At 41.1% G+C, this 25,405-nt stretch carries 25 protein-coding genes; all 25 read right to left on the reverse strand.

Annotation, left to right across the window (positions count from 1 at the left end; translation table 11 throughout):
• Positions 1 to 187: 187 nt before the first annotated feature.
• A complete protein-coding gene (locus tag PCY14_RS04640) occupies positions 188 to 988 on the reverse strand; it encodes an energy-coupling factor ABC transporter ATP-binding protein (protein WP_301363208.1) in 801 nt (266 codons plus the stop codon).
• Positions 975 to 1,811 carry an ABC transporter ATP-binding protein gene (locus PCY14_RS04645; RefSeq protein WP_042767183.1) on the reverse strand — a complete coding sequence of 279 codons (837 nt, stop codon included), beginning with the start codon at positions 1,809 to 1,811 and terminating at the stop codon, positions 975 to 977. Before PCY14_RS04645 ends, PCY14_RS04640 begins: the two co-directional genes overlap by 14 nt.
• Entirely contained in the window at positions 1,787 to 2,578 is a 792-nt protein-coding gene (locus tag PCY14_RS04650; protein WP_021151829.1) for an energy-coupling factor transporter transmembrane component T, read from the reverse strand. The genes PCY14_RS04645 and PCY14_RS04650 overlap by 25 nt, the downstream gene beginning before the upstream one ends.
• Positions 2,578 to 3,180 carry a hypothetical protein gene (locus PCY14_RS04655; RefSeq protein ID WP_021145300.1) on the reverse strand — a complete coding sequence of 201 codons (603 nt, stop codon included), beginning with the start codon at positions 3,178 to 3,180 and terminating at the stop codon, positions 2,578 to 2,580. Before PCY14_RS04655 ends, PCY14_RS04650 begins: the two co-directional genes overlap by 1 nt.
• 312 nt (positions 3,181 to 3,492) lie before the next feature.
• Positions 3,493 to 4,293, reverse strand: a complete 801-nt coding sequence (locus tag PCY14_RS04660) for a PhzF family phenazine biosynthesis protein (RefSeq protein ID WP_021151826.1) — start codon at positions 4,291 to 4,293, stop codon at positions 3,493 to 3,495.
• Between the two features lie 111 nt (positions 4,294 to 4,404).
• Positions 4,405 to 5,925, reverse strand: a complete 1,521-nt coding sequence (locus PCY14_RS04665) for an ABC transporter permease/substrate-binding protein (RefSeq protein WP_301363209.1) — start codon at positions 5,923 to 5,925, stop codon at positions 4,405 to 4,407.
• Positions 5,918 to 6,646 (reverse strand): ABC transporter ATP-binding protein, encoded by a 729-nt coding sequence (locus tag PCY14_RS04670; protein ID WP_060933789.1) that lies wholly within the window; start codon positions 6,644 to 6,646, stop codon positions 5,918 to 5,920. Before PCY14_RS04670 ends, PCY14_RS04665 begins: the two co-directional genes overlap by 8 nt.
• Entirely contained in the window at positions 6,643 to 7,605 is a 963-nt protein-coding gene (locus PCY14_RS04675) for a zinc-binding dehydrogenase (RefSeq protein WP_301363210.1), read from the reverse strand. The genes PCY14_RS04670 and PCY14_RS04675 overlap by 4 nt, the downstream gene beginning before the upstream one ends.
• Positions 7,606 to 7,622: 17 nt before the next feature.
• A complete protein-coding gene (locus PCY14_RS04680) occupies positions 7,623 to 8,072 on the reverse strand; it encodes a MarR family winged helix-turn-helix transcriptional regulator (RefSeq protein ID WP_060933787.1) in 450 nt (149 codons plus the stop codon).
• A 161-nt stretch (positions 8,073 to 8,233) separates the two neighbouring features.
• Positions 8,234 to 8,953 (reverse strand): acetolactate decarboxylase, encoded by a 720-nt coding sequence (budA, locus tag PCY14_RS04685; RefSeq protein ID WP_008534730.1) that lies wholly within the window; start codon positions 8,951 to 8,953, stop codon positions 8,234 to 8,236.
• 15 nt (positions 8,954 to 8,968) lie between these two features.
• Positions 8,969 to 10,645 carry an acetolactate synthase AlsS gene (alsS, locus tag PCY14_RS04690; RefSeq protein ID WP_008534731.1) on the reverse strand — a complete coding sequence of 559 codons (1,677 nt, stop codon included), beginning with the start codon at positions 10,643 to 10,645 and terminating at the stop codon, positions 8,969 to 8,971.
• 212 nt (positions 10,646 to 10,857) lie between these two features.
• Positions 10,858 to 11,199, reverse strand: a complete 342-nt coding sequence (locus PCY14_RS04695; protein WP_002888463.1) for a hypothetical protein — start codon at positions 11,197 to 11,199, stop codon at positions 10,858 to 10,860.
• Between the two features lie 98 nt (positions 11,200 to 11,297).
• A complete protein-coding gene (locus tag PCY14_RS04700) occupies positions 11,298 to 12,674 on the reverse strand; it encodes a hypothetical protein (RefSeq protein ID WP_060933786.1) in 1,377 nt (458 codons plus the stop codon).
• 47 nt (positions 12,675 to 12,721) lie between these two features.
• Positions 12,722 to 14,554, reverse strand: coding sequence for a translation elongation factor 4 (lepA, locus tag PCY14_RS04705; protein ID WP_060933785.1), 1,833 nt, complete (start codon positions 14,552 to 14,554; stop codon positions 12,722 to 12,724).
• 121 nt (positions 14,555 to 14,675) lie between these two features.
• Positions 14,676 to 14,840, reverse strand: coding sequence for a hypothetical protein (locus PCY14_RS04710; protein WP_008534734.1), 165 nt, complete (start codon positions 14,838 to 14,840; stop codon positions 14,676 to 14,678).
• 97 nt (positions 14,841 to 14,937) lie between these two features.
• Complete coding sequence (locus tag PCY14_RS04715; protein WP_008534735.1) at positions 14,938 to 15,702, reverse strand: (S)-acetoin forming diacetyl reductase; 765 nt, start codon at positions 15,700 to 15,702, stop codon at positions 14,938 to 14,940.
• A gap of 212 nt (positions 15,703 to 15,914) precedes the next feature.
• On the reverse strand, positions 15,915 to 16,208 hold the full coding sequence (locus PCY14_RS04720) for a rhodanese-like domain-containing protein (RefSeq protein ID WP_008534736.1): 294 nt from the start codon (positions 16,206 to 16,208) through the stop codon (positions 15,915 to 15,917).
• A gap of 1 nt (position 16,209) precedes the next feature.
• Positions 16,210 to 16,623, reverse strand: a complete 414-nt coding sequence (gene ndk / locus PCY14_RS04725) for a nucleoside-diphosphate kinase (protein WP_167546244.1) — start codon at positions 16,621 to 16,623, stop codon at positions 16,210 to 16,212.
• A 177-nt stretch (positions 16,624 to 16,800) separates the two neighbouring features.
• Complete coding sequence (gene trmFO / locus PCY14_RS04730; protein WP_021151816.1) at positions 16,801 to 18,144, reverse strand: methylenetetrahydrofolate--tRNA-(uracil(54)-C(5))-methyltransferase (FADH(2)-oxidizing) TrmFO; 1,344 nt, start codon at positions 18,142 to 18,144, stop codon at positions 16,801 to 16,803.
• 117 nt (positions 18,145 to 18,261) lie between these two features.
• Positions 18,262 to 19,638, reverse strand: a complete 1,377-nt coding sequence (locus tag PCY14_RS04735; RefSeq protein WP_081102577.1) for a HAMP domain-containing sensor histidine kinase — start codon at positions 19,636 to 19,638, stop codon at positions 18,262 to 18,264.
• Entirely contained in the window at positions 19,629 to 20,288 is a 660-nt protein-coding gene (locus tag PCY14_RS04740; protein WP_060933784.1) for a response regulator transcription factor, read from the reverse strand. The genes PCY14_RS04735 and PCY14_RS04740 overlap by 10 nt, the downstream gene beginning before the upstream one ends.
• 35 nt (positions 20,289 to 20,323) lie before the next feature.
• Positions 20,324 to 21,148 (reverse strand): TraX family protein, encoded by an 825-nt coding sequence (locus PCY14_RS04745; protein ID WP_021151813.1) that lies wholly within the window; start codon positions 21,146 to 21,148, stop codon positions 20,324 to 20,326.
• Positions 21,149 to 21,262: 114 nt separating this feature from the next.
• Positions 21,263 to 23,407 (reverse strand): type I DNA topoisomerase, encoded by a 2,145-nt coding sequence (topA, locus tag PCY14_RS04750; protein ID WP_293922279.1) that lies wholly within the window; start codon positions 23,405 to 23,407, stop codon positions 21,263 to 21,265.
• 168 nt (positions 23,408 to 23,575) lie between these two features.
• Positions 23,576 to 24,415 carry a DNA-processing protein DprA gene (gene dprA, locus PCY14_RS04755; RefSeq protein WP_021151811.1) on the reverse strand — a complete coding sequence of 280 codons (840 nt, stop codon included), beginning with the start codon at positions 24,413 to 24,415 and terminating at the stop codon, positions 23,576 to 23,578.
• A 68-nt stretch (positions 24,416 to 24,483) separates the two neighbouring features.
• Positions 24,484 to 25,404: an ROK family protein gene (locus tag PCY14_RS04760; protein WP_164376191.1), complete on the reverse strand. Its 921-nt coding sequence runs from the start codon at positions 25,402 to 25,404 to the stop codon at positions 24,484 to 24,486.
• Between the last annotated feature and the right edge of the window lies 1 nt (position 25,405).

Consider the following 25,405-nt stretch of genomic DNA (forward strand, 5'->3'; position numbering starts at 1 on the left):
CGGTTTTAGAAACTTTATTAACTTTAGGAAGCGTGTTTTCATCACTCTGAACATAAAAAAAGAGAAAACCTATCAGGTTCTCTCTAGATGTTAGCTTTTCGTCACCCACTACAGTTGACAAAGAGCCGTTCTTGCCAGAAGCTGAAGTTAATCCTTCAACCTGGAAAACCCGCAGAGGTGACTTTTTCTATACATCTCGATTTTTCTGGCAATAATCATTAACCGATAAATATGTCTGTGAATCACCCAGCGACTCCGCTATGTCCATAATCCGCGGTGGTAGTAATCCCACTCGCTGGACAAGTTCGTGATCGCTGAACAATTCCCGTGGACTGCCGGCGAAGCCAAACTTCCCGTGTTCCATAACATACACCGACTCAAACTCGGCGGCGACCCAATCCATGTCATGGGTGATGGTCACAACTTGGTGGCCCGAATCAGCCAACTGATGGAAAATTGCGGTCAACTTGCGCCGGCTTTCCCAATCAAGCGACATCATCGGCTCATCAAATAAATAAATCGCCGGATCCACTGCCAAAACTGTGGCAACGCTCAACAGCTTGCGTTCCGACAATGACAGGTCATATGGACTTTCAGCTGCTTTATCATCCAAGCCAACTCTTTTTAGAGCCGCTAAAGCCCGCCTAGTAATCGTGTCGTGGTCATCCATGACCTGTGCAACACTCCACTCTACCTCTCGTTGAACGGTCGGGTTGAAAAGCTGATCGTCAGGATTCTGAAAAGTAATCCCAACCTTCAGTAACTTTTCGACTGGTTTAAGATCATTAAAATTTTCTCCATCGATCTTAATCACACCGGTTTGTGGTGTCAGCAAGCCCGTCAACAATTTGAAGAGCGTTGATTTACCGGCACCATTTTGGCCGACAATCGCCACCATCGGTTCGGCGAAGTGTTTGTCTTCAACATCCAAGCTAAAGGACCGTTCCGGATAAGTGAACGTCAGGTTGCTCAGTTCAATTGTGGACATAACGAACCTCCTTCAGATCAGCGCCATTCACCGGATACCGGCCATCAGCCAAGTGCCAATCCATTTTTTGAGCAAGTTGCTGGATTGTCGGGGCTGGAATCTGCCAGTCAGCTGCCAAATGATTAAACACCTCACCCGGCCTGCCCTGGGCTACCATTTGACCCTCGTGCAGCACCCACACAACGTCGGCAACTTCGCACAAATCGTCAATTTCACTGGTGACAATGAAGACAGTCGTCTCTTTGACTTGGGCCAGCCATTGGAAAAATTGCCGGCGGCCAAGGGGATCCATCTGACTGGTCGGATCATCCATAATCAAAACAGCCGGATTAGCCACAATCGCCGTGGCAATTGCCAACCGCTGGATCTGACCACCGGAAAGGCTCTCGGGACGCAAATTCAGCTGTTCAATCAGCCCCATTTGCGTGGCAACTTCTTCAACCCGTTTTTGAATCAGTCCTTCAACCATTCCCTGATTAATCAAGTCGAAGGCGATTTCATCGGCAACCGTGTCTGCCAACCCGCTTAGTTGGCCAGCTGGATTTTGCAGTACAACTCCATTCATGGCATTATAAACAGGCCAATTGTCGGACACTCGCTGGCCAAACATGTGCCAGTCGCCCTCAATCTCAGCAGACACAATTTTGGGAATGACCCCTGCCAGCACACGGCACAAAGTCGATTTGCCGGAGTGGCTATTCCCGATAATCCCAACCACCTGGCCGGTATGAACCTCCGCGTTAATCTGACGCAGTTGTGGTTGCTCAGTACCCGGATAACGGGTGGTCAAATTTTCAATTACAAACCGTTTATCTTCTTCCATATCTTCCACCCAATCAATAAAATTGCCAATCCAGTCAGACCAATGTGCAGCGTCCGCGACAGGCGATACACGCGCTGGGAGGTTCTGACAGTCCGGTTGGGATTATCAAAACCTCTCAGTTGGAGAGAAATCGACCGCGCCATCGATTGATCCAAGGTCTTAATCACCAATGGAATTAGAACCGGCAATACTGACTTTAATTTCTGAATCAACGTTTTTTGCGGATTGGTTCCGCGAACTTTTTGTGCCTGCTGGATTTTCCGCATATTGCGCATCATTTCCGGCAAAATATAACACACCGACATCAGAACGTAGACGGTTTTATAAGACAATCCGGACAGTTCCAAATAGGTCGCGTTTTCTGAAATACTCGTGGTCACCATAAAAAAGCCACTGGTCAAAATAATCACCAAAACTCGACAACCCAGAGTGGTGGCGTAAATCAGGCCTTCTTTGTAGAACGACACCCCAAGCACAGAAAACAGCACAGTTTGATTACGACTGTAAAATAACCCTTGGATGATCAGCATGGTGCAAATCAGAAACAGGCTGAATCCCAGCGCCTTAAAGATGGTAGAACTCAATTTGGAAAATAACAATAGCAGTGTTGCGACAAGAATTAATCCGACCTGAAGCAATAAATTCATACTGGCAAAGCTCAACAACGTCATGTCCAAGATGAACAAGAGCTTAGTAATCGGATCGATCACCTGGTACCACTTGAGCTTGACCCGTGGCGCTCCAGAAATCAATGTTTGATCAGTCATCATTTATCACCGCTAAAGAAGTGCACCATCCGCTTCGGTAGCTGACGATAGATGAAGAATGCCAGGTAGGCCACGCAGACTTTATCCAAAACATCCAAGACAAACTCATCGATAAATGAGGCCAACCACACTGGTGCATGATTGGCGACCATTACCGCAAACAATGAGTCACCCCAAGCGATACCGGTCTGACCACCCCAAAAGATGACGTTGAGTGGCGTTGAAATGGCAGCTGAAACGATGGCAATAATAATTGCAGAAACAAATACTCGTCGCGCTGACGAGAACCACCCCTTGGCGTGCAAAACTCCGACAGCAATACCAATTCCGATGCTGGTTATCGCATACACGGTTGAAATTGGCGATAAGGTCAGCCCATAGATCACGTTGTTGATGAAACCACTGATGGCACCGGCAACTGGCCCAGCCAACATGCTGGCAAGAAAGGTTCCCAAAGACCCCAGCCAAACGGGCAACTTTAACCCCTCCGCCAAGGCTTTGGCAACATAGTTAATCCCCACGGCAGCGGGAATCAAAGTCATGGTGGCAGCACTTAACTTAAATTTCCACATACTGGTACGATGAATCGGTTCTGTTTTCATAATCTTCTCCTTTTGTTTTTAAAGAGCCGTGTCGGGAATGACTTTCGGACGTAACGCTCTATAGTATAGTCAACTGAACTCTTAGGTCTTATCACTTTACTAACCGTAGTCGACATAAATTAATATAGTAAAAATACTATTTTCGAGTTCTTACTCATATCATACGCTTATTCTCGAAATTGTCAAGTCTTTTCTGAAAATTCTGCGAAAAAGTTCGGTAATTGAAAATGCCTAGCTTCTGCTAGACATCTTTTGTTTTTATAATGACTTTAATCGTTATTGCTTATACTTCTTTTTTTAACAAGACAACATCTAGTCTGTTACATAAATCTCGCCACGACTATAGAGGGCAGCTTTTCCTGAAAGGTAAATCCGATTTCCCTCCAAGCAACAAATAAGAACTCCACTTCGCTCAGAGGCTTGATAAGCTCTAAATTCTACTTGTCCTAACTTATTAGCCCATAAAGGAATGACATGACAATGACCTGACCCACAAACTGGATCCTCCTCAATGGATAATTTTGGAGCAAAACTTCGTGTAACAGTATCGTATTTTTCCCCTCTAGCAGTGATATTTAAAAGGAGTCCATCTAAAGCTTTAACTTTATCGAAATCTGGAGTCGCAGCAATGACATCATTTTCATGAGGGAGGATACAAACTAGGTCCCTTCCAAGCCACGCTTCAAGCGGACGCACTCCGATTGCTTCTTCCATCTCACTTGTGACTGGAACTTGCTGCATAGAATATACTGGGAAATTAAGCTCATAATACTCAGCTTTCCTAGTAACCACAAGTTCGCCACTTTGTGTTTCAAAGGTAAGATTTTCAGCTTCTTTTTCTTTAAATTGAAAGAGAACAAAGGCCGTTGCCAAAGTAGCATGACCACACAAATCGATTTCTCCACCCGGAGTAAACCAACGTAATTCATAGTAATCATCATTTTTAACCGTAAAAGCTGTCTCAGAGAGATTATTTTCTCTGGCGATATTCTGCAAGGTATTATCCGATAACCATTCATCCAAAAGACAAACAGCAGCAGGGTTGCCTTTAAAAACGGTATCTGTAAAAGCATCAACGATAAATTGTGGGAGGGTATATTGACTAATTGTCATGGACGACTCCTTAAATTGTTATCTTTATTATATCTGAAAATAGGATAGAAAACAGACAAATAATAACTAAAAAAGTAACTTGAAAAAGTTACTTTTTGTACAAAGTTTTCTTTATTTCTTGATAAACCCTTCTTTTACCAAAAAGTCACGCGCCACTTGATTAGCTGACTTGCCTTCTACTCCGACTTGGTAGTTCATCTGACTCATCTGCTTCTCTGTGATTTTACCAGCTAACTTGTTTAGAATGCCTTCCAATTCTGGATGTTTCTTAAGAAGAGCTTCTTTCATAAGGGACGCCCCTTGATAAGGTGGGAAGAGTTGTTTGTCATCCTCTAGAACCACAAGGTCATAGCGAGCAAGCTCCGCATCCGTTGAGTAAGCATCTGTTATCTGGATCTCACCGGACTGGATAGCCTGATAACGAAGGGCTGGCTCCATGGTGGAGACTTGTAGATCAAGACCATAGACTTTCTGCAAGCCCTTGTTCCCATCCTGTCGGTCATTAAACTCTAGGGTGAAGCCTGCCTTAAGCTGCCCTTCCACCTTTTTCAAGTCAGAAATGGTCTTGAGTCCATACTCTTGAGCAATTTTCTTAGGCACTGCAACAGCATAGGTATTTTCATATGCCATAGGTTTGAGCAAGGCCAGATCGTCTTGTTTTTTAATACCATCTCGGGCAGCTTGATAGACTGCTTCTGGATCATGATTGACTTGTGGCGCCGGCTTGAGGAGACTTTCCGTCACGGTGCCTGTAAATTCTGGATAGATATCAATATCCCCTTTTTTCAGAGCTTCATAGAGGAAAGTGGTCTTGCCAAAATTTGGTTTAACAGTCACTGTCATGTCCGTGTTTTCTTCGATCAAGATCTTATACATATTAGCTAGAATTTCAGGTTCAGGCCCTAACTTCCCAGCAATGACCAGGTTTTCTTTTTCTGGTTTGGAGAGAAGACTCGGAACACAGGACGCTCCCAATACGAGGATCATGACTGCAAAGGCCGTAAAGATGGTCCGTAAGTTGGCCTTTTCCATCCATTTGAGCAGAAGGTTAAAGGTGATGGCTAAGAGTGCCGAAGATAGGGCACCAATTAAAATCAAACTGGCATTATTGCGGTCAATCCCTAAAAGGATAAAGGAACCAAGTCCTCCAGCCCCGATAAGTGCTGCCAAGGTTGCTGTCCCGATAATCATTACTGCAGCAGTTCTTACACCTGACATCACCACAGGCATGGCAAGAGGTATTTCAAACTTCTTGAGGCGCTCCCATTTGGTCATCCCAAAGGCAATCCCTGCTTCTTCAAGGCTAGGATCAATTCCCTGTAAACCGGTAATGGTATTTTGTAAAATCGGGAATAGAGCGTAGATGACAAGAGCGGTTAAAGCAGGCAACGTTCCAATCCCCATAATAGGGATAAAGAGTCCCAAAAGGGCCATAGAAGGGATGGTTTGAAAGATCCCAGCAATCTGCAAGACCCAGTTACTCGCACGATCGCGCGTGCTAAGATAAATAGCCAAGGGAATTGAGATGAAAATAGCAATAATTAAGGTCAAAAGAGACAATTGCAAGTGTTGTCCAAGGGCTGTGAGCCAGTCCCCAAAACGCTCTTGAAATGTTGAAATTAAATTAGACATGAGGGCTACCTCCAAACAAGTTTGCTACAAAGTCTGTCGCAGGTGCTTGTAAAATTGTTTCAGGTTCTGCGACCTGACGAATTTCTCCATCTTGCAAAACTGCAATCCGGTCGGCTAACTTCAAGGCTTCGTCGGTATCGTGTGTAACAAAGATAGTGGTCATACCGAACTCCTTGTGTAAGTTTTTGGTTAGAGCCTGCAACTGCTTGCGTGAAATAGCATCCAAGGCTGAAAACGGTTCGTCCATCAATAGAATCTTTGGTTTCCCAATGATGGCACGCACAATCCCAATCCGTTGTTGCTCCCCACCAGACAACTCACTTGGCTTGCGCTTTGCATACTCTGCAGCAGGCAGACCAACCTTGTCCAAGAGTTCATCGGTTTTAGAGGCAATTTGCTCCTTGGTCCAGCCCTTCATCTCAGGAATGAGGGCAATATTTTCCGCAACTGTCAAGTTAGGAAATAGGGCAATGGCTTGAAGTACATAGCCGGTAGACAAACGTAGCTCCCGTTCATCATAGTCCTTGATGCGTTTCCCATCCATGTAGATATTGCCATCGGTCGGCTCAAGAAGCCGATTAATCATCTTGATCATGGTGGTTTTCCCAGATCCTGACGGGCCTACTAGGACCATAAATTCTCCATCTTCAATACGGAGATTCACATCTTTTAAAATGTTTTTTTCTGTGTAGCGCAAGGCTACATGTTTGTATTCAATCATTGTTCTTCCTCATTTTTCACGATCACTTTGCCGAAAGAATGGCTTCCTTCCAGATAAGCATGCGCTTCCTGAATTTGCTCAATCCGATAAACCTTTTCAGGCCGTACATCCACATGATACTGCTCGACAAAATCTACCAAAGCCTGAAGCTTGTCTGGAGACACATTGGCAGAAGCAAAAGTCGTCAAGTAGAGATTGCGAGAGAGCATCTCAATCGGATCAAAGTCTGGAACAGTCCACTGACCACCCAGAAGGCCACAAGAACAGATCATCCCGCCTTCTGCTGTCCTCGCAAAAGTATCGAGAATAGCACTGGGACCGACAAGATCCAAAACCTTATCGAACTGATCTTGCGTTTGCAAGACACCATCCTTCTCCAGAATCACCTGATCAAATTCGACCGCCTTCAATTGGTCTTCCTTAGCTAAATTTCGGCTAGTTCCCGCCAGATGAACCTTAGGAAATTTGCCTTTTAGCAGTCTAGCAAAGGCAATTCCTACACCACTGGTTGCTCCGCGAACTAACACGCTGTCTTTCTCCTCAATCTTGAGGTTAAGAAAAGAGCCAAAAGCCGTGTAATAGGTCTCAGGAAGGGCAATCAAGCTTTCCAAATCAAGTTCTGTCTTGATAGGATAAATTTGTTCATTGGGGAGAAGAGTATACTCTGCATAGCCTCCATCAAAGGCACGTCCCATCTCCCCCATAATGGAAATGATTTGCTGACCAATCTTAAAATCCGGTCGTGTCGTTTCTTCCACAAGACCAACACACTCAATCCCTAACACACGAGGAAATTTCACAGATGGTGATTGTCCCTTGCGGGTAAAAATTTCACTATGATTAATGCCAAAACCTTGGATTTTCACCAGACTCCAACCTGCCTTCAGGACTGGTTTTGGTCGTTCGGCAACTTCCAATACCTCTGGTCCACCTGGACTGCTCACAACAACTGCTTTCATAAGGTACTCCTCTTTTTCTACAGTTCAATTTCTTTAGCTTTTAGATTTGAGATAATACGCTCTTGATAGGCCTCAAATTCCCGGATTTCTTGATCAGAAAAACCTTGGTAGAAAATCTCACCCAACCCTTTACTAACACGGTCTCCAATTTCTTTTTGCTCCCAACCTAGGTCTGTCAAAGAAATATATTTTTTTCTTTTATCCTGCGTGCAAGGTTGAATCGTAACCAAGCCTTGTTCTGCCAACTTCTTAACCATGCTAGTCAAGGTATTATTGGCTAGACCTGTCGCAAGAGCAATATCGGTCGCAGTAGCGCACCCCAACTCCTGTTTCCATAAGACGGTTAAAATTTTTCCCTGTTCACTTCGGTATTGGGCATCCGATTCCTTGCTCAAGAGTTTTTGAAAGATACGCCCGTTCAACAAACGAATCTGTAAAGCTTGGTAGCCCCCTAACATCTTGTCCATTTTGTCTCCTTTTTCTTCTATATCGAACTTTCTAAATCTATTGTAAATCTACTCATTACATCTGTCAACTATTTCGATATGGAAATAATTATAAAAACAAAAAACTTTCCTAATTATCTAGGAAAGTTCTCGCTATAATCTATTGTTATCTTTAAATGAGCTTATTCAGCCTTGGTAATATCTTCACGCATTTCATCGACATTGAATTTAGCGAAGAGATACTGACGATCTTGAACTGGGAAACGTTGATCGAGTTGGTCAACTGGACCGACTTCAACAATACCATTATCAATAATGAAGTCCATAACGTGCCCACCAAAAGACAAATCATCCGAAATAAAATGCAAATGATAGCCGGCTACACTAACCCCATGGAACATCTCAGGAGTCCAAATACCAACAATGGTACCTGAAATATTATCAGCCTCATACTCTGGTTGATGTGTTGCCACCTCTGCAAATTTAGTATCCGGGGCAGATTTAGGAATCATACGAACATGCATGTGCTTAAAGTGACCCTTAATTTTGATGGAACGGAAGAGATTAACCCCATCATAGTAAGATTCAATACGTTCTTCAAGTTCCTTATCAGTCATTTCAAAGCGTTGTCGGAAGATAACTTCGGCTTGGTGTGGAACTACAGCTGCATAAGGTACTTTTTCATTAGCAGCAACCTCAACAACTTCAACCTTACCTTCTGACCCCTTGGCCTGATAAGCTTTACCATCAAGGACAATTAGCTCCCCATCAATGGAATCAAGGGTTCCAAGCCCCAAGTCCCCATGTTCTAAAAGTTCACCAACTGTTAACGTACCCCCGTAAAGCCCAGCCATTAAGGCTCCCAAGGTATTATATTGAAATAATTTTATGGCTTCAGACATGTGTACACCTTCTTCTTAATAAAATTCATCAGGCAAGATAGTTTCGCCGAGTTTAATATTGTCTTTGTAGTCTATTGGCACATCTATAAGAACAGGTCCATTATCAGAATCTTGAAGTGCTTGTTGAAGTAATTGCGCAAAGGCTTCTTTGCTTGTCGCACGATAGCCCTTGGCACCAAAGCTCTCAGCATATTTTACAAAATCGACAGGACCAAAGTCAACCCCTGACGAGCGACCATACTTCATTTCTTCCTGAAATTCCACCATATTATAATGCCCATCATTCCAGATGATATGAACAATTGGCAGTTTCAAACGAACCGCTGTTTCCAACTCTTGTCCAGAGAAGAGGAAACCACCATCACCAGAAATTGAGATAACCTTTTCCTTTGGACGAACCAAGGCTGCAGAAATCGCCCAAGGAAGAGCAACACCCAAGGTTTGCATACCGTTTGAGAATAGCAAATGACGAGGTTCGTAAGATTTGAAATAACGCGCCATCCAGATATAGTGACTACCAACGTCAACTGTAACCGTCATATCATCCTCAGTTTGATCTTGCAAGACTTCAATCAAATCAAGTGGATGGACCGTACCTTCTTCAGGCTGACGGTCAAATTTGACATCATCAACGACAGTATCTTTCAAACCTTTAAGATATTCAACTGAGCCTTCAGGTAATTGATATCCTTGGATTGCTGGCAAAAGCAAATCCAAAGTTGCTTCAACATTACCAATCAACTCACGTTCTGGTTGGAAATAAGTATCAACGTCAGCAGGTTCTACATCGATAACAATGATACGAGCTGAAATCTCAGCATTCCAGTTTCGTGCTTCATACTCGATTGGGTCATAACCGATTGCTATAATCAAGTCTGCTTTTTTAAGCAACATATCACCAGGTTGATTACGGAAAAGCCCAACACGGCCAAAGAAAGTGTCCTCTTCGAGGTCTCTAGAAACAATACCTGCTCCTTGGAAAGTTTCTACCACTGGCAATTTAACATACTCCAAAATTTGACGGATAGACTGAGTTACCGCCTCTGATGAAGCACCATTGCCCAAAAGGAAAACTGGCAAAACCGCATTTTTAATGGCTTGTGCCAAATAATTAATATCAGAGACAGAAGCTGACCCCAGTTTTGGATCAGTCAATGGTTTAATAGCCTTGACACTGACTGGAGCGTCTGTAACGTCTTGAGGAATAGAAATGAAACTTGCACCAGGCTTACCTGCTTTGGCATGACGATAAGCATTGGCTACAATCTCAGAAAGGGTATTGGCATCATGGACTTCAGCTGCATACTTCGTGATTGGCTCTAACATAGCAACGTTATTCATTGATTGGTGGGCACGCTTCAAGAGGTCTGCACGCTTAACTTGACCACCAATAGCAAGAACAGGGTCCCCTTCATCAGTTGCCGTAACCAAACCAGTCGCCAAGTTAGAAACACCGGGACCAGATGTCACCAAGACAACACCGGGTTTTCCGGTAATTCGACCAACTCCTTGAGCCATAAAAGCTGCATTTTGCTCATGACGAGCAACAATCAATTCCGGCCCCTTATCTTCAAGCGTATCAAAAACCCTATCAATTTTCGCTCCAGGTATCCCAAAAACATACTTAACATCGTGGTTAATCAAGCTATCAACCACTAAATCAGCACCATACAATTGCTTTCCTTCTGACATTAACCAAGTCCTTTTGGCTCATCAACTACAGAGCCTACTTTCCTTTCAAATATAAGTCATAAAGGGTCAAAGCCTGATCGATTTTTCACAAACTTTAATCACTTCACAATTCTGTTATCATTATAGCACAGTTTTTAAGCATTCTTGTGAAAAAAAGATTGTGAATTTTTGCACTTCTAAATCAAAATAAACACCTGAATGCTATCAGATGTTTATGTGTTTTTGACTTTAGAAAATTCACGATTCAGATAATTTTGCAAAGCCTCAAAAATATTCAAAAGTTGTAAATAATTGGATAGACTGGAGCGTCCTGGAATATCATTCACATCCAAAGAAATACGCTCGACATCTTTTTCATACAAAATACGGAAAGAGACCACAGGCTGATCCGAAAAATAATTGTCACCAGCTATGAGGTAACACTCATAGATAATACCGATAGGGTTAGAAACCTTCATCTCAATGCGAATAGCTCCAAAACCCAAGTCCTCCACCTGCTGAAAACGCTCCAAAATAGCCTGTCGCTGACTGGGAATAAAGTTTGTAATCTCCATAGCAACCTCCCAACGCTTCTTTTTGTCTATTATAGCCTAAAGATGGGAAAAAATCTTGTAATGGGTTTCCTATTAAGACTACAAGACCCATGAGAGTATTATTTAACTTCTTTATAGTCTCTAAAGTCAGATTTTATATTGTTATCGTCATCATGTTCATCTACCCAATCCTTTATATCAGTAAAAGAATGAATATCTTTCTTAATGCCGGCACCGTCTTTTACAGAAATTACAATTCCTTGATCACCATTCATTCCCAACCAATGTAGGATATCATTGGTTTGCTCTTCAGGGGAGAAATAGATTTGTGATTGTTTGTCGTATTCCCTATCTCTAAAAGACTCATATTTAGCTAACTTCTTTTTATAGGCCTTATATTTTCTATTATAATCTTCCTTAGCTTTTTGACTAGCTCTTTCATAAGAACGATATTTTTTCTGGTAGTCTTGTTGAGCCTTCTTATTAAGAATGTCACTAAAACTTAAGGTTTTAAAAGGAAAAATAGAATCTAGGAGTGCATTAAATTCTGGAAGTTTCTTTGGCTCTCTTGGTTTATTAGGTAGGAAACTCTTCACTGGCTCAGTTGGACCGGCTGGAAAATCCCCATCCTTACCTTGACGGGTCAATAGTTTAAATTTCTTTAACGTATCACTATTTGTTGTTTGATTAACAGCCTCTTCGTAAATATGCTTAACTTCAGGATTTTCATTAAATAGATTAATCTGATTCTCTTGTTTTGAAGTATCTACATTATCGATCTCTTGGATAACATTTAGGTGTGCTGATAAATAGCTGTCTTTTTGAGCTGGCAATTTCTTTAAAAGCTCATCTAGGTTTCCCTCTCTTTTTAAATAGCCCCACATATTACTGTCATTCACCTGATTACGAGCAGAACTCCTATCACCGAAATAAAGCAGTTCATCTTTACTGTAAGAATAATCTGGTAGGTCTCTGGTTAAAAATTGATTGGTATCTAGATTATAAGCAAATTGCTTATCGCTTTGAGAAGTAGTCAAGAAAACATAATCATTACCATCAATCTCTCTTAAAGACACACTTAACTCCTCAATATCTTCAAAATTTTTGATTTTCTTCAAATCTGGGGTCAAATTAATAATTTTCTTTTCAAAATTTTTGTTAATATCATAAACTACCAAATGAGCTTGATGCAGACTACTCATGGTATCGTAATAGCGAACAAAATGATTTCTACCAATCAACTCAGTAGCTACATTATCTTCAGAATTATAATAAGTGGGTTCTTCATGACTAATGGCAACATATTGTTGACGACTACCAAAAATCTCATTGGAAGTTACCTTATCTGCTTTTAGGGCCGTCTGCAACTCTTCTACAGCTTTTTCATGAAATTTATGCTTTGTATATGCATTTCCTAAAAAGAAAAGCATGAGTATAGCCACAGTATAAATCCTTCCACACTTTGAGAAGGGAAATTTTAGAATCTTCTTAATCATAACTTTTTTACAAAAATAGCCAGAACATCACATTCTGACTATTACTCTTATTTCTCTTCTTCGTCCATAGAAAGCACAGACAAGAAGGCTTCTTGTGGGACTTCCACCGAACCGATGGCTTTCATACGTTTCTTACCGGCTTTTTGTTTTTCGAGGAGTTTACGTTTACGTGAAACGTCACCACCGTAACATTTCGCCAAAACGTTTTTACGAAGGGCCTTAATATCAGTACGAGCAACAATTTTTTGACCGATAGCCGCTTGAATAGGCACTTCGAATTGTTGACGTGGAATGATTTTCTTAAGTTTATCAACGATAAGTTTTCCACGCTCGTAGGCAAATTCCTTATGCACGATGAAGCTAAGGGCATCGACCTTGTCACCATTAAGGAGAATATCCATTTTCACCAATTGTGAGCGACGGTATTCTGACAATTCATAATCAAAGCTTGCATAACCACGTGTTGATGATTTCAATTTATCAAAGAAATCAAAGACGATTTCAGCAAGTGGAATCTGATAGATAACGTTCACACGATTATCATCGATATATTCCATGGTTTCAAAATCACCACGTTTACGTTGCGCCAATTCCATAACAGCACCAACATATTCTTGAGGAACCATGATTTGGGCTTTAACATAAGGTTCTTCAATGGCATCAATGCGTGTAGGATCTGGGAACTCAGAAGGGTTAGACACTTCAAGCATCTCACCGTCAGTAGTATTAACATGGTAAACTACCGATGGTGCTGTCATAATGAGATCGATGTTAAACTCACGTTCCAAACGCTCTTGGATAACATCCATGTGAAGAAGACCCAAGAAACCACAACGGAAACCAAAACCAAGGGCTTGAGACGTTTCAGGCTCAAACTGAAGACTGGCATCGTTCAACTGGAGCTTTTCAAGAGCTTCACGCAAGTCATTGTATTTATTAGACTCAATTGGATAAAGACCGGCGAAGACCATTGGATTCATTTGCTTATAGCCATGGAGTGGCTCTGCCGCTGGATTGTCCGCAAGTGTTACTGTATCACCGACACGGGTATCCGCAACAGTCTTGATTGAGGCTGCCACATAACCAACATCACCAGTCGCAAGGTAGTCACGGCCAACAGCTTTAGGTGTGAAGATACCCACCTCAGTAACATCAAAGGTCTTACCATTAGACATCATTTGAATCTTATCGCCAGGTTTCACCATTCCGTTAACCACACGCACTTGGAGGATAACCCCACGGTAAGCATCGTAAACAGAGTCAAAGATAAGGGCTTGAAGAGGCGCATCTACATCGCCTTGAGGCGCAGGAACCTTTTCTACGATTTGCTCAAGAATCTCCTCAATACCGATACCAGCTTTAGCTGATGCAAGCACTGCTTCAGAGGCATCTAGACCAATAACATCTTCAATTTCTGTACGGACACGTTCAGGATCTGCGGCTGGAAGGTCAATCTTATTAATAACCGGCAAAATTTCCAAGTCATTATCAAGTGCCAAGTAAACATTGGCGAGTGTCTGTGCTTCAATCCCTTGAGCAGCATCTACTACAAGGATAGCACCTTCACAGGCAGCAAGAGAACGAGACACCTCATAAGTAAAGTCCACGTGTCCTGGTGTGTCAATAAGGTGGAAAATATAGGTTTCTCCATCCTTAGCTGTATAGTTGAGCTCAATGGCATTAAGTTTGATAGTGATTCCTCGTTCGCGCTCAAGGTCCATACTATCAAGGAGTTGCGCCTGCATCTCACGACTAGACACTGTCTCAGTCTTTTCCAAGATACGGTCAGCAAGCGTTGATTTACCATGGTCAATATGGGCAATAATCGAGAAGTTACGAATCTTCACCTGTCGTTGTTTTAATTCTTCAATATTTGGCATTCTTATCTTTCCTAGTTCTTACTTGTGATTATAGATAAACTAATCGTTACCTTCTATTATACAAAAAAGACAGGCATTTGCCTATCTCTAATATCTGCTTTCTGATTACGGTTAAGTCATCCTACTTCTTAAAAGTATCGTTATAGTGCTTATTAATAATAGCCGAACGTTTGTTCTCTGTTGAACTGCTTGAAAATGGTGCTAAACCAAAAGCTAACACGACAATTCCCAATAGAATGAGGCTGAAAAATGGGTGCTCAGCAATATAGTGTAAAATGTCTGACATAGGAAGACTCCTTTAAGCGTAATTATTTAACCTTATATTATCAGAAATATTATGATTCTTCAAGAAAAAAAGAGAGCTTCCGCTCTCCCTCTTAATCTTAATGGAATTGCATACCACCATCAACGATGATTGTTTGTCCTGTAATGTAGTTTGAGTCAGGTCCAGCAAGGAAGCTTACTGCAGCTGCCACATCTTCAGGCTCAGAAAGACGTTTCAAAGTGATATCTTTTGCGAATGTTTGCATACCCCATTCGTCATCTTTACCAGCATTTTTACCAACTTCGTGGGCAATATCAAACATCATTGGAGTCTTAACGATACCTGGTGCGTAGGCATTGACAGTAATGCCTGAGTCAGCCAAATCACGCGCCAAAGTTTGTGTAATACCACGAACTGCAAATTTAGTACCACCATAGATAGTCAAGTTAGGGTTACCAACGACACCAGCTTGTGAAGTCGCATTGATGATTTTACCACCATGTCCAAGAGCTTTAAATTGTGCTTGGGCAGCTTGGGCACCCCAGATCACACCACCTACATTGATATTGAATGTACGATGGAATTGTTCTTCAGTGATTGTATCAAGTGGAGTTGTAGGTGCGACACCAGCATTATTGACAACAACGTTCAAATCGCCAAAGTGATCGACAACTTTTTGGAAGGCTGCTGCTACCTCAGCTTGTTTAGAGACATCTGCTACGACAGCAAAAGCCTTATCTGCAGACAATTCAGCTACCGCTTTATCAGCAGTTTCAGCATTGTAATCTAAAATTCCAACTTTAAATCCATCTTCAACTAAACGTTTTGCAATCGCAAAACCAATACCTTGACCTGCACCTGTAACAATAGCAACTTTAGACATATAAAATCCTCCTCTACCAATTGAAGCCCTACTTCATTGATCCAACAAAGCTTATCTCAATCGGAATACGCAAAGTTAGTCAAGTTCTGGCAAAGTCATTTTCATAGGCTTTGTCTTAACTTAAATAAGATTCTACGCTTTTATGAAAACGTTGTCAAGCAAATGTCATACTTTTCTGAAAATAGATAAGGGATGTCTGTTATTTTGTCCTATTATAAAACGAACTCAAAGCCTAGTGCTTCCATGTCATCCAAGCCACCAAGGTTGGTAACATTGCTATAACCTCTCTCATGAAGCACTGCTGCAGCAAAGTCAGCCCGAGGTCCCATTTTACAATAAAGGTAAATTGAATCGTCTTTTTTAGCTGGAATGTCAGCTGTGAAAAACTGCGTGTGAGGTATTAATAAAGCATCCTTAACATGTCCTTCTGCATACTCTTCCGGACTACGAACATCAATGAGCAATCCACCTTGAGCTATATCATTTTGAATCTGCTTTAAATCCATGTTATTCACCAAACCAAAGATCGATTTCTCGAGCCGCAGATTCTTCTGAATCAGATCCATGAACAATATTTTGTATACCATGTTCATCGGGTGCGGTCGCAAAGTCACCTCGAATTGTGCCAGGAGCAGCTTCACCAGGATTTGTCGCTCCCATCATATCACGCCATGATTTGATAACACCTGGCCCCGAAAGAATTCCAATAATTGCTGGCCCACTCATCATATAGTTTGTAATACTAGAGAAGAATGGCTTATCTACCAACTGAGCATAATGCTTTTTAAGGCGCTCTAGGTCAAGCGTTAGCATTTCCATACGTTCAATAGTAAAGCCACGACGCTCAATACGGTCAATGACTTGTCCAACGAGGTGACGTTTAACAGCATCTGGTTTAATGATAAATAATGTTTTTTGCATGATTTCAACTTTCATTATTTTCTTTTCATTTTACCACAGGATGCCAGTTTTTGCAGACTTGGGCCTTTTATAGTCTCTAACTATATGACAGGTAACAAATTAACTATTTTTCATTAGCGTGATTATGCTGCTAATTACAAAATCCCTTACCAATACAGTAAGGGATTTTGTTGTTTTCTATGCTTGAATAAAAGCTTGTAAATCTTTAAGAGCTCGCTCAGCAATTTTTTCATAACGCTCTTTCTTGTCACGAATACGTGGGCCTTCTAACTCTTTGATAATACCGAAGTTAACATTCATTGGTTGGAAATGTTTGCTTTCAGCATGTGTCACATAATAGGGAAGACTACCGATAGCTGTTGTCTGAGGGAAGATAACTTCATCTTCACCCTTAAAGAGACAGGCAGCATTGATTCCAGCAACCAATCCTGAGGCAGCTGATTCAACATAACCTTCAACACCAGTCATTTGTCCAGCAAAGAACAAGTTAGGGTTTGATTTTGATTGGAAGGTCTGTTTAAGCAAGTTTGGCGAATCCATGTAGGAATTGCGGTGCATAACCCCATATCGCACAAATTCAGCATTTTCAAGACCTGGAATCATTTGGAAAACACGCTTTTGCTCTCCCCATTTGAGGTGGGTTTGGAAACCAACGATATTATAGAGGCTACCAGCCGCATTGTCCTGACGAAGCTGAACAACCGCATAAGGTGTCTTGAAATCCCCATCACGTGGCCCCTTGTAATCCTCAGGATACTCCAAACCAACTGGCTTCATAGGGCCATAGAGCATTGTCTTAATACCACGTTTGGCCATGACTTCGATAGGCATACACCCTTCGAAATATTTTTCTTTTTCGAAAGAATTTAAGGGGGCTTCTTCAGCTGTTGTCAAGGCTTCATGGAAGGCCATAAATTCTTCCTTGGTCATTGGACAGTTTAGATAAGCAGCTTCACCCTTGTCGTAGCGTGACTTAAGGTAAACCTTGTTCATGTCGATAGTCGCTTTATCAACAATCGGTGCAGCGGCATCATAGAAATAGAACCCATCTCCACCATTGAGCTCATGAATTTTTTTAGCTAAAGCATCAGAAGTCAAAGGACCTGAAGCAATAACTGTAATGGCATCATCAGGAATTTCTGTGATTTCTTCACGGATAACTTCAATTAATGGATTGTTCTTAATTTCAGCTGTCACTGCTTCTGCATAACCTTCACGGTCCACAGCCATGGCACCACCAGCTGGCACACGGTGAGCTTCTCCATTACGCATAATGATAGAGTCCAAGCGACGCATTTCTTCTTTAAGAAGCCCTACAGCATTTGTCAAGCTATCTCCACGGAAAGAGTTAGAACAAACTAATTCTGCAAAATTTGTTGTCTTATGCTGAGGTGTTGCTTTGACCCCACGCATTTCATAAAGTTTTACCGGAATACCACGTTTGGCAATCTGATAAGCCGCCTCGGAGCCGGCCAAACCAGCTCCAATCACGTTAATATAATCTGCTTTTGATTGAGACATGACACTAATACCTCTTCGGGAACAAGATGAAATCCTGCCCCCACAAATCTTTCTTCATTTTTACTCTTAGTAGTATAGCAAAAAACTCCTCGTCTGGCGACTAGGAGTCATCTGTATTTATAGGGGTAAAATGATAGTCACTTTAGCACCACCTGTATTATCACAATTTGAAAGCGAAAGACTACCATGATGTAAGCGAACAATATCATTGGCAATAGTTAGACCAAGACCACTGTGATTGCGACTTTGTCTGCTCTTATCCTCTTGATAAAAGAGCTGAGTAGCCTTTTCAAGAGATTCAAGGGAAAATCCAGGGCCAGAGTCAAGGCAGATAAACGTAAATTCATCTTCTTCTACCCTAGCAGTTAAGAGCAACTGACTACCACTTGGCGTATGCTCTACCGCATTAGCAACAATATTCATAAAAGCTCGATTCAACAAGGACCTGTCCCAATGTCCTATGATTTCTTTCTTAATATCCTTCTTGTCAAATGCAACATTGATTTGTTTGGTTTGAGCTAGTGACAAGGTTTGAGAGTAAATGTCTTCAACAAATTCCCTAACCGAAATGTCTTCAAGTGTCAAGGTTTTCGTCAAACTCGTTTTGTTGAGTTCGGACAACTCTTTAACATAAGCATCAACCTGTGTAATCCCCTTTTGAAAATGCTCTAATAAGTCCATCTGTTCCGCATCCAAGGGAGTCATAGCTAAGAGTTCAGCATTGCCACGAGCAACTGTCAGTGGGGTCTTTAGGTCATGAGTTAAGGCAGAAATCTGATTTTGCTTATCCTGCTCTGCCTTCCAATTTTCCATCAAAGAGTCACGAAGTGCAGCACGCATGTGGTCCAAACCACTTAAAACTTGATTAAACTCCTTAATGGTAGACCGGGAGGTTTGAAAATCCAAGTCTTGCTCTGCTATTTTCTCAGTTGCTCTCAGTATTGGTCTAAGCTGTTGACGTAATTTATTGGCATAGAAGAATGTTAAAACAACAAAGATGAGTAAAATGGACACCATCATTGAACCAATCATCATAAGATCAGCATTGGGAAAATACTGGTTCATCCAAGCGTTACGATACCGAGGTGATAGTTGATAGTTGACAATGACTATGCCATCTGACCGTTCAAAAGACTGAAAATAGCCGTATATCCCACCGTGAGCATTCTTGAATTGGTAATTTAGTAAGGATTCTTCTTGCAAGTTAACTGGCATGTTAGACTTCTTAAGCTTAAATTCCCTAGTTAAAAAAACATAACTAGTACCATCCGGTAAAACATCAGGATTAAAGACCTTAGAAGTTTCAATATCACTTCTCACAGCAGACAAATCACTCTCAACTTGATTTGCTGGAATCACAACTCCAAAACGATAAGACAAGCTGAATACAGACAAAATAAGTAGGCTACTGATTGCCGATAGGACCGTCAAGCTGGCAACATAAGATAACAATAGTGTTCTTAGAGAGTGTTCTCGTTTTTTAATTAGTGCCACTTGTAACCAATCCCCCAAACTGTTTCAATAGGATTTTGCCCAACATCTTTGAGCTTTGCACGGATATTTTTAATATGTTCAGCCACTGCTGTTGGACTTCCTTTATCCTCATAGCCATACAAATGCGTGTAGATTTGTTCTTTTGAAAAGACTTGGCCCTTATTTTCAGCCAAAAATTGACAAATACCATACTCCGACTTAGTCAAATCTAACAACTGATTCTCAACATAAAGCTCCTGAGCCGACAAATCAAACTGAAAATCTCCAAGTGAAAGCTTATGGTGACGTTCACGATGTTCCCGTCTCAAGTGAGCAGCCACACGCGCCTGGAGTTCTTTAACCCCAAATGGTTTGCAAATATAATCATCCGCCCCATAGCTCAATCCCTGAACGATATCCCCTTCTTGCGTTCTGGCTGTAATAAAGAGGATGGGGCAATCCACCTGTTCCCGAATCTCATGACAGAACTGGAGACCGTCAACATCAGGCATCATGATATCCAGCAATATCAAGTCAAACCGTGGCAACGAGTTCTTATCCAAGTCCAAAACACTCGTAAGTCCTGTCACCTTATGGTTTTGAAGCTCTAAGGCCTTTACAACCAATTTTACAATATCTTCCTGATCATCAATAACAAGTATCTGAGCCATGACCTCTCCTTTCATACAAATTTACCCTTATCATATCATCTATAGAAGACAACTGACAAGGCGTAGAGTAGATAAATATGTGTTGGGTAAAAGACATAGAATAAATATTTTGACCCGTTCCCTCTTTGACCGTTATAACAAAGCATCAAAGGAGCTGCAAATAGTTCCATCCATTCAATATATTTAAACATTAAGTCGTGAATAGAAAGTCTACCCAATACAATCGCCATTAGTACCCAAACAAGACTAACACTCACAAAAGCAAGCACTTCTTTCTTAAGATTCTTATGACAAAGATACATAGCGATACCAGTCAAAAGCAACCACGTCCCTCCATCGCTGATAAATGTATGAACTGGTAGCACTGTAAAATTGAGTAAATTTAGTAGAAAACCTAACATAGGTTTGTTTGCGCTTAGCAGATAAAAAGGTGCCATTAACCATGGAAGCAATAAGGGGAAAAGTAAGGTTGGGATTCCTTTTAGATATTTCTTTTCTTGAATCCAAGCAATACCTTGAAGAGCAACGAGCAAAATAGCGAACGATGACAACATCATATTTTGTGGAAAGAAACCATCTGCCCTTACAAGAGGATGTAGAAAATTATAAAATCCAAACTGAATCAATCCCATCAAAATTGCTAAAGCATAAATCTTTAGGAAGTATTTTTTTCGATTGCGTGTATGAACGAAACCTTCAATCACAGTAAAAAGGAACAAGGGGGCCGCTAATCTCCCAATCATAGTAAACCAAATGGGTATTTTTCCTGTATACTCAAAAAAATAGTGAATATGGTCGAATACCATAGTAATGAGGGCTATATATTTGAGTTGGAAACCTGATAGACTTAAACATTTCATAGTAACTCTCCTTTCTTTCATCATTAGTATAAAAAACAAATTTAAGGAAAGTATCAGTTTTTTGGATAAAATACAAAAAACTATCCCAAGTCTTAACTTGAGATAGCTATGTCTTTATTTAACAACAGATTCTTTGTAATCACACTCTTCGTTACTACAGATGACTTGTTTGCCACCACCACGTACTTTCTTCTCGACGAGGTAATCGCCTGATTTAGGACAGTTACGTCCAACAGGAATATCCCATGACGTAAATTCACAGTCAGGATAGCGGTCACAACCGTAGAAGACACGATTACGTTTTGTCTTACGTTCGATGACCTGACCTTGACCACAGGTTGGACAAGTAACGCCAATTTCTTTAGTAATGGCCTTGGTGTTATGACAGTCTGGGAAATTACTACATGCGTAGAACTTACCGTAGCGACCAAGTTTGATGACCATTGGGTGACCACAGAGATCACAATCAAAACCAGCAGGCTCATCCTTGATTTGGATTTTTTCAATACCTTCTTCAGCTTTTTCCAATTCTTTTTGGAAAGGTTTGAAGAATTCATCAATGACCTTCTGCCATTGTTCCTTACCGATTTCGACTTTATCGAGTTTCCCTTCCATCTCGGCGGTGAATTTAACATCCACGATGTCTGGGAAGAATTCGACGATTAAGCTATTGACGATTTCACCAAGTTCAGTTGGTTCAAATCGTTTAGCCACCAATTTGACATAGTAGCGACGTTGGATAACATCAAGCGTTGGCGCATAAGTAGACGGACGACCAACGCCGTTTTCTTCTAGCGTCTTAATCAATGTCGCTTCAGAATAGCGTGCAGGAGGTTGGGTGAAGTGTTGTTCAGGCGTTGTCACAACCTTCTTAACCGTATCACCCTCAGCCATATCAGGAAGCATTTTGTTCTTATCAGAGTCGTTGTAAACGGCCATATAACCGTCAAACTTGATTTGGCTTCCATTTGCTGTGAAAATGACACCATTTTGAGACAAGGTCACCTTCATCGTATCAAATACTGCAGCTGTCATTTGACTGGCTACAAAACGATTCCAAATAAGGGTATAGAGCTTGAGTTGATCCTTATCCAAATACTTGGCAATGCTTTCTGGCGTTTGAAAAACATTTGAAGGACGAATAGCCTCATGGGCATCTTGAGCTGCTGAGCTATTTTTCACCTTGCTACCATGCTTAGAATACTTAGAACCAAAGCGTTCTGTAATAAATTCAGCAGCTTGGTTTTGAGCAACCGGACTGATACGTGTTGAGTCCGTACGCATATATGTAATCAACCCCTGAGCCCCTGAACCCAGATTAATCCCCTCGTACAACTGCTGAGCAACCATCATGGTCTTACGTGTACGGAAGTTAATCTTATTGGCAGCATCCTGTTGTAGTGATGACGTTGTATATGGCAATGGTGCATTACGACGGCGTTCTTTTTTCTCTACCTTATCAACATTAAAGTCATCACTCGTGATACGAGAAAGAACAGCTTGAACATCGTCATTATTGTTGAGCTTAAGCTTTTTACCATCCAAGCCATAGAAGCTAGCCTGAAACTTCTTAGCCCCCTTCTTAAAGGCACCATCAATAGTCCAGTATTCTTCTGGTTTAAAGGCCTTAATTTCATTCTCACGGTCAATAATAAGCTTAAGAGCTACTGATTGGACACGCCCTGCAGAAAGACCTTTCTTAACCTTCTTCCAAAGAAGTGGAGAGATTGAATAACCCACAATACGGTCCAAGACACGACGAGCTTGCTGCGCATCTACCAAGTCCATGTCAATGGCGCGTGGCTCCACAAAGGCATTTTTCACTGCATCCTTTGTGATTTCATTGAACACAACTCGATTCTTATCGTGATCATCCAGTCCAAGGATATGTGACAAATGCCATGAAATAGCTTCTCCTTCACGGTCCGGGTCACTTGCGAGAAAGACTTGCTTAGCTTTCTTAGCTTCTTTCTTTAATTCATTGATAAGTGGTCCCTTACCACGAATATTGATATATTGTGGTTCGTAATTGTTTTCAAAGTCAATGGACATACTTGATTTTTTCAAATCACGGATATGCCCAACAGAGGCTACAACTTTATAATTGCGCCCAAGGTACTTTTCAATGGTTTTTGCTTTGGCAGGAGACTCCACAATAACCAAATTTTTCTTTGGTGTCGCTCTTTTTTTAGTCGTCTTTTTTGCCGTTGATTTCTTTGTTGTTTTAGTTTTCGTTTTTGTTGTCGTTGCTGTCGCCATAGATTATTTCCTTATTTTGTTATAAACTGGCTGCGCCATTAATCTGTCTATATTTTAGTCACAAGACATTAAAAAGTGCAACACCTTGGACCGAGCAACTAACATAATACCGTCCTTTCCTTAAACTGTCAATAAAAAAATTTTTTCTCTATAGGAGAAGTTTGATTTTTAAGAAAACTCAGAAAGGATATCAAATCCCGTCGTAATACACTTTGCGCCCTCTTGAATGAGGTGATGACAGCCATCCGATTTTCCGTCTAAAATATTTCCTGGAATAGCAAAAACATCTCTTCCTTCCTCCATGGCACGCTCACAAGTAATCAAACTTCCCGATCGAAGCTTAGCCTCTACAACTAAAACCCCCTGACACAAGCCTGAAATAATACGATTTCGTTCTGGAAAATGATACTTGAGAGGTTGTTCACTCGGTGCATATTCTGAAAGCACGAGATGATTTTTACTCATATAATCCTGCAAAGCTTTATTTTCTTTAGGATAATAGACGTCTAGTCCAGTCCCAATAACTGCAATGGTGTTACCTTTATTTTTCAAAGCTTCCATATGGGCACAGGTATCAATGCCACGCGCCAAGCCACTAACGATAGTAAAATGATTACCGAGTTCATTAACAACCTTACGAACCGACTGTTTTCCTGTTTCAGAGCACTTCCTTGCCCCAACAATTGCTAACTTAGGTTTACTCAACAACTCAATATTTCCTTGATAAAAGAGGAGAACTGGTGGATTGTAGGTGTGCTTTAACTCAATCGGATACTCCTGGTCAAAAATAGATACTGTCGGATAACGCTGATACTGCTCTTTAAGTTGCTTAATATCTAAAGTCTTGTATTTTTCCATAAAAAGAACGGCATTTTTAGACTTTGAAACCACTGCCATATCTCGTAAACTTAATTTTCTATCTTGAGTCTTCTGATAGTCTAAAATATTAAGGATGTTTAAATTCGTCAATCCAGCGGCTTTTAGTTTAAAAAGTTCAAAGTTATTCATATAAATACCTCCATTTCTTTATTCGCAAGAGATAAAGAAAAAAGTTCCCTTTATGGAACTTTCCTTGATTATAAATCATTTTCAGACATAAAATAAGACGCTGCGCCTAGGAGGTTACTGTCGTTATGGAAATGACAAGCTTGAATCGAAATTGGCTCAAAACCTATATCAGACTTTTCATTAAATAACTCTTCATAAGCATTAACAATACCTTCTATCAAAGAATTTTGCCTGCTGATGCCACCGCCGATAACGACTCTTTCTAAGTTCATGAAAGTCTGTAAATTCAGAATAAGCACCGCAATTTCATGACAATAGTCCTTAAATAGCGAATTGAGTTTTTCAAATTGACCTTCTTCTATAGCTGAGAAGACAGCTGGACCATCATCCTGATCTAAGCCAAGTAATTGACTGGCCTCATGGACAAAACCAACCGCAGAACCTTTATTATCAACAAGGCTAATCAGTGCCTGCTTAAACAAGGCCCACTTGAAAGGGAGAGCCGTTTGACTCTTACTTTGAGAACTTGGTCCTATCAGAAATTTGGAAACCAAGAGAGGTGTTAACAGGGCTCCCTGAGAGACGAGTCCTAAGCCAACACCCGTACCTAAAACCAAAGCAGCACCACAATCAACTTCTTGTAGACTACCATATCTAGCTTCAGCCAGAGCAGCCGCATCAGCATCATTAATAACCTTTACAGGTAATTGAAAAGTTTTAGATAGACCTGTTCCAAGAGGAATAGCTGTTAAATAAGGGATAAGGCCACCCTTGAAAACAAAGCCACGTTTACTATTAATTTCTCCCGGACACGCAATAGCAATCCCCGAAATTTCATCTTCATATGATGAAACAATATTTTCTAAAGTTCCCCAGAAATCATCTATGCTTGCTGGAGTTGGAACTTTAGATTGATTGGTAATATTGAAATTATCGTCAACTAAACCAAACTTGACAAAGGTTCCTCCGATATCAATAGCTACAATCACT

It is taken from the genome of Streptococcus sp. SV2 (assembly GCF_030440175.1).
Lineage (GTDB): Bacteria > Bacillota > Bacilli > Lactobacillales > Streptococcaceae > Streptococcus > Streptococcus raffinosi.

What these genes read in the sequence shown, in the direction of transcription:
- PCY14_RS04655 (WP_021145300.1), bottom strand. Translation starts at nt 3,180, where the DNA reads ATGAAAACAGAACCGATTCATCGTACCAGTATGTGGAAATTTAAGTTA.
- PCY14_RS04680 (WP_060933787.1), bottom strand. Translation starts at nt 8,072, where the DNA reads ATGGACAAGATGTTAGGGGGCTACCAAGCTTTACAGATTCGTTTGTTG.
- PCY14_RS04715 (WP_008534735.1), bottom strand. Translation starts at nt 15,702, where the DNA reads ATGTCTAAAGTTGCTATTGTTACAGGTGCAGGTCAAGGTATTGGTTTT.
- trmFO (WP_021151816.1), bottom strand. Translation starts at nt 18,144, where the DNA reads ATGTCTCAATCAAAAGCAGATTATATTAACGTGATTGGAGCTGGTTTG.
- ndk (WP_167546244.1), bottom strand. Translation starts at nt 16,623, where the DNA reads ATGCAAAAAACATTATTTATCATTAAACCAGATGCTGTTAAACGTCAC.
- dprA (WP_021151811.1), bottom strand. Translation starts at nt 24,415, where the DNA reads ATGAATAACTTTGAACTTTTTAAACTAAAAGCCGCTGGATTGACGAAT.
- PCY14_RS04740 (WP_060933784.1), bottom strand. Translation starts at nt 20,288, where the DNA reads ATGGCTCAGATACTTGTTATTGATGATCAGGAAGATATTGTAAAATTG.
- PCY14_RS04640 (WP_301363208.1), bottom strand. Translation starts at nt 988, where the DNA reads ATGTCCACAATTGAACTGAGCAACCTGACGTTCACTTATCCGGAACGG.
- PCY14_RS04670 (WP_060933789.1), bottom strand. Translation starts at nt 6,646, where the DNA reads ATGATTGAATACAAACATGTAGCCTTGCGCTACACAGAAAAAAACATT.
- PCY14_RS04660 (WP_021151826.1), bottom strand. Translation starts at nt 4,293, where the DNA reads ATGACAATTAGTCAATATACCCTCCCACAATTTATCGTTGATGCTTTT.
- PCY14_RS04700 (WP_060933786.1), bottom strand. Translation starts at nt 12,674, where the DNA reads ATGATTAAGAAGATTCTAAAATTTCCCTTCTCAAAGTGTGGAAGGATT.
- PCY14_RS04645 (WP_042767183.1), bottom strand. Translation starts at nt 1,811, where the DNA reads ATGGAAGAAGATAAACGGTTTGTAATTGAAAATTTGACCACCCGTTAT.
- PCY14_RS04695 (WP_002888463.1), bottom strand. Translation starts at nt 11,199, where the DNA reads ATGGAGATTACAAACTTTATTCCCAGTCAGCGACAGGCTATTTTGGAG.
- PCY14_RS04650 (WP_021151829.1), bottom strand. Translation starts at nt 2,578, where the DNA reads ATGACTGATCAAACATTGATTTCTGGAGCGCCACGGGTCAAGCTCAAG.
- topA (WP_293922279.1), bottom strand. Translation starts at nt 23,407, where the DNA reads ATGGCGACAGCAACGACAACAAAAACGAAAACTAAAACAACAAAGAAA.
- PCY14_RS04665 (WP_301363209.1), bottom strand. Translation starts at nt 5,925, where the DNA reads ATGTCTAATTTAATTTCAACATTTCAAGAGCGTTTTGGGGACTGGCTC.
- PCY14_RS04720 (WP_008534736.1), bottom strand. Translation starts at nt 16,208, where the DNA reads ATGGATTTAAAGCAGATTCAAAATGATATAGCTCAAGGTGGATTGCTC.
- budA (WP_008534730.1), bottom strand. Translation starts at nt 8,953, where the DNA reads ATGTCTGAAGCCATAAAATTATTTCAATATAATACCTTGGGAGCCTTA.
- lepA (WP_060933785.1), bottom strand. Translation starts at nt 14,554, where the DNA reads ATGCCAAATATTGAAGAATTAAAACAACGACAGGTGAAGATTCGTAAC.
- PCY14_RS04710 (WP_008534734.1), bottom strand. Translation starts at nt 14,840, where the DNA reads ATGTCAGACATTTTACACTATATTGCTGAGCACCCATTTTTCAGCCTC.
- PCY14_RS04675 (WP_301363210.1), bottom strand. Translation starts at nt 7,605, where the DNA reads ATGAAAGCAGTTGTTGTGAGCAGTCCAGGTGGACCAGAGGTATTGGAA.
- alsS (WP_008534731.1), bottom strand. Translation starts at nt 10,645, where the DNA reads ATGTCAGAAGGAAAGCAATTGTATGGTGCTGATTTAGTGGTTGATAGC.
- PCY14_RS04745 (WP_021151813.1), bottom strand. Translation starts at nt 21,148, where the DNA reads ATGAAATGTTTAAGTCTATCAGGTTTCCAACTCAAATATATAGCCCTC.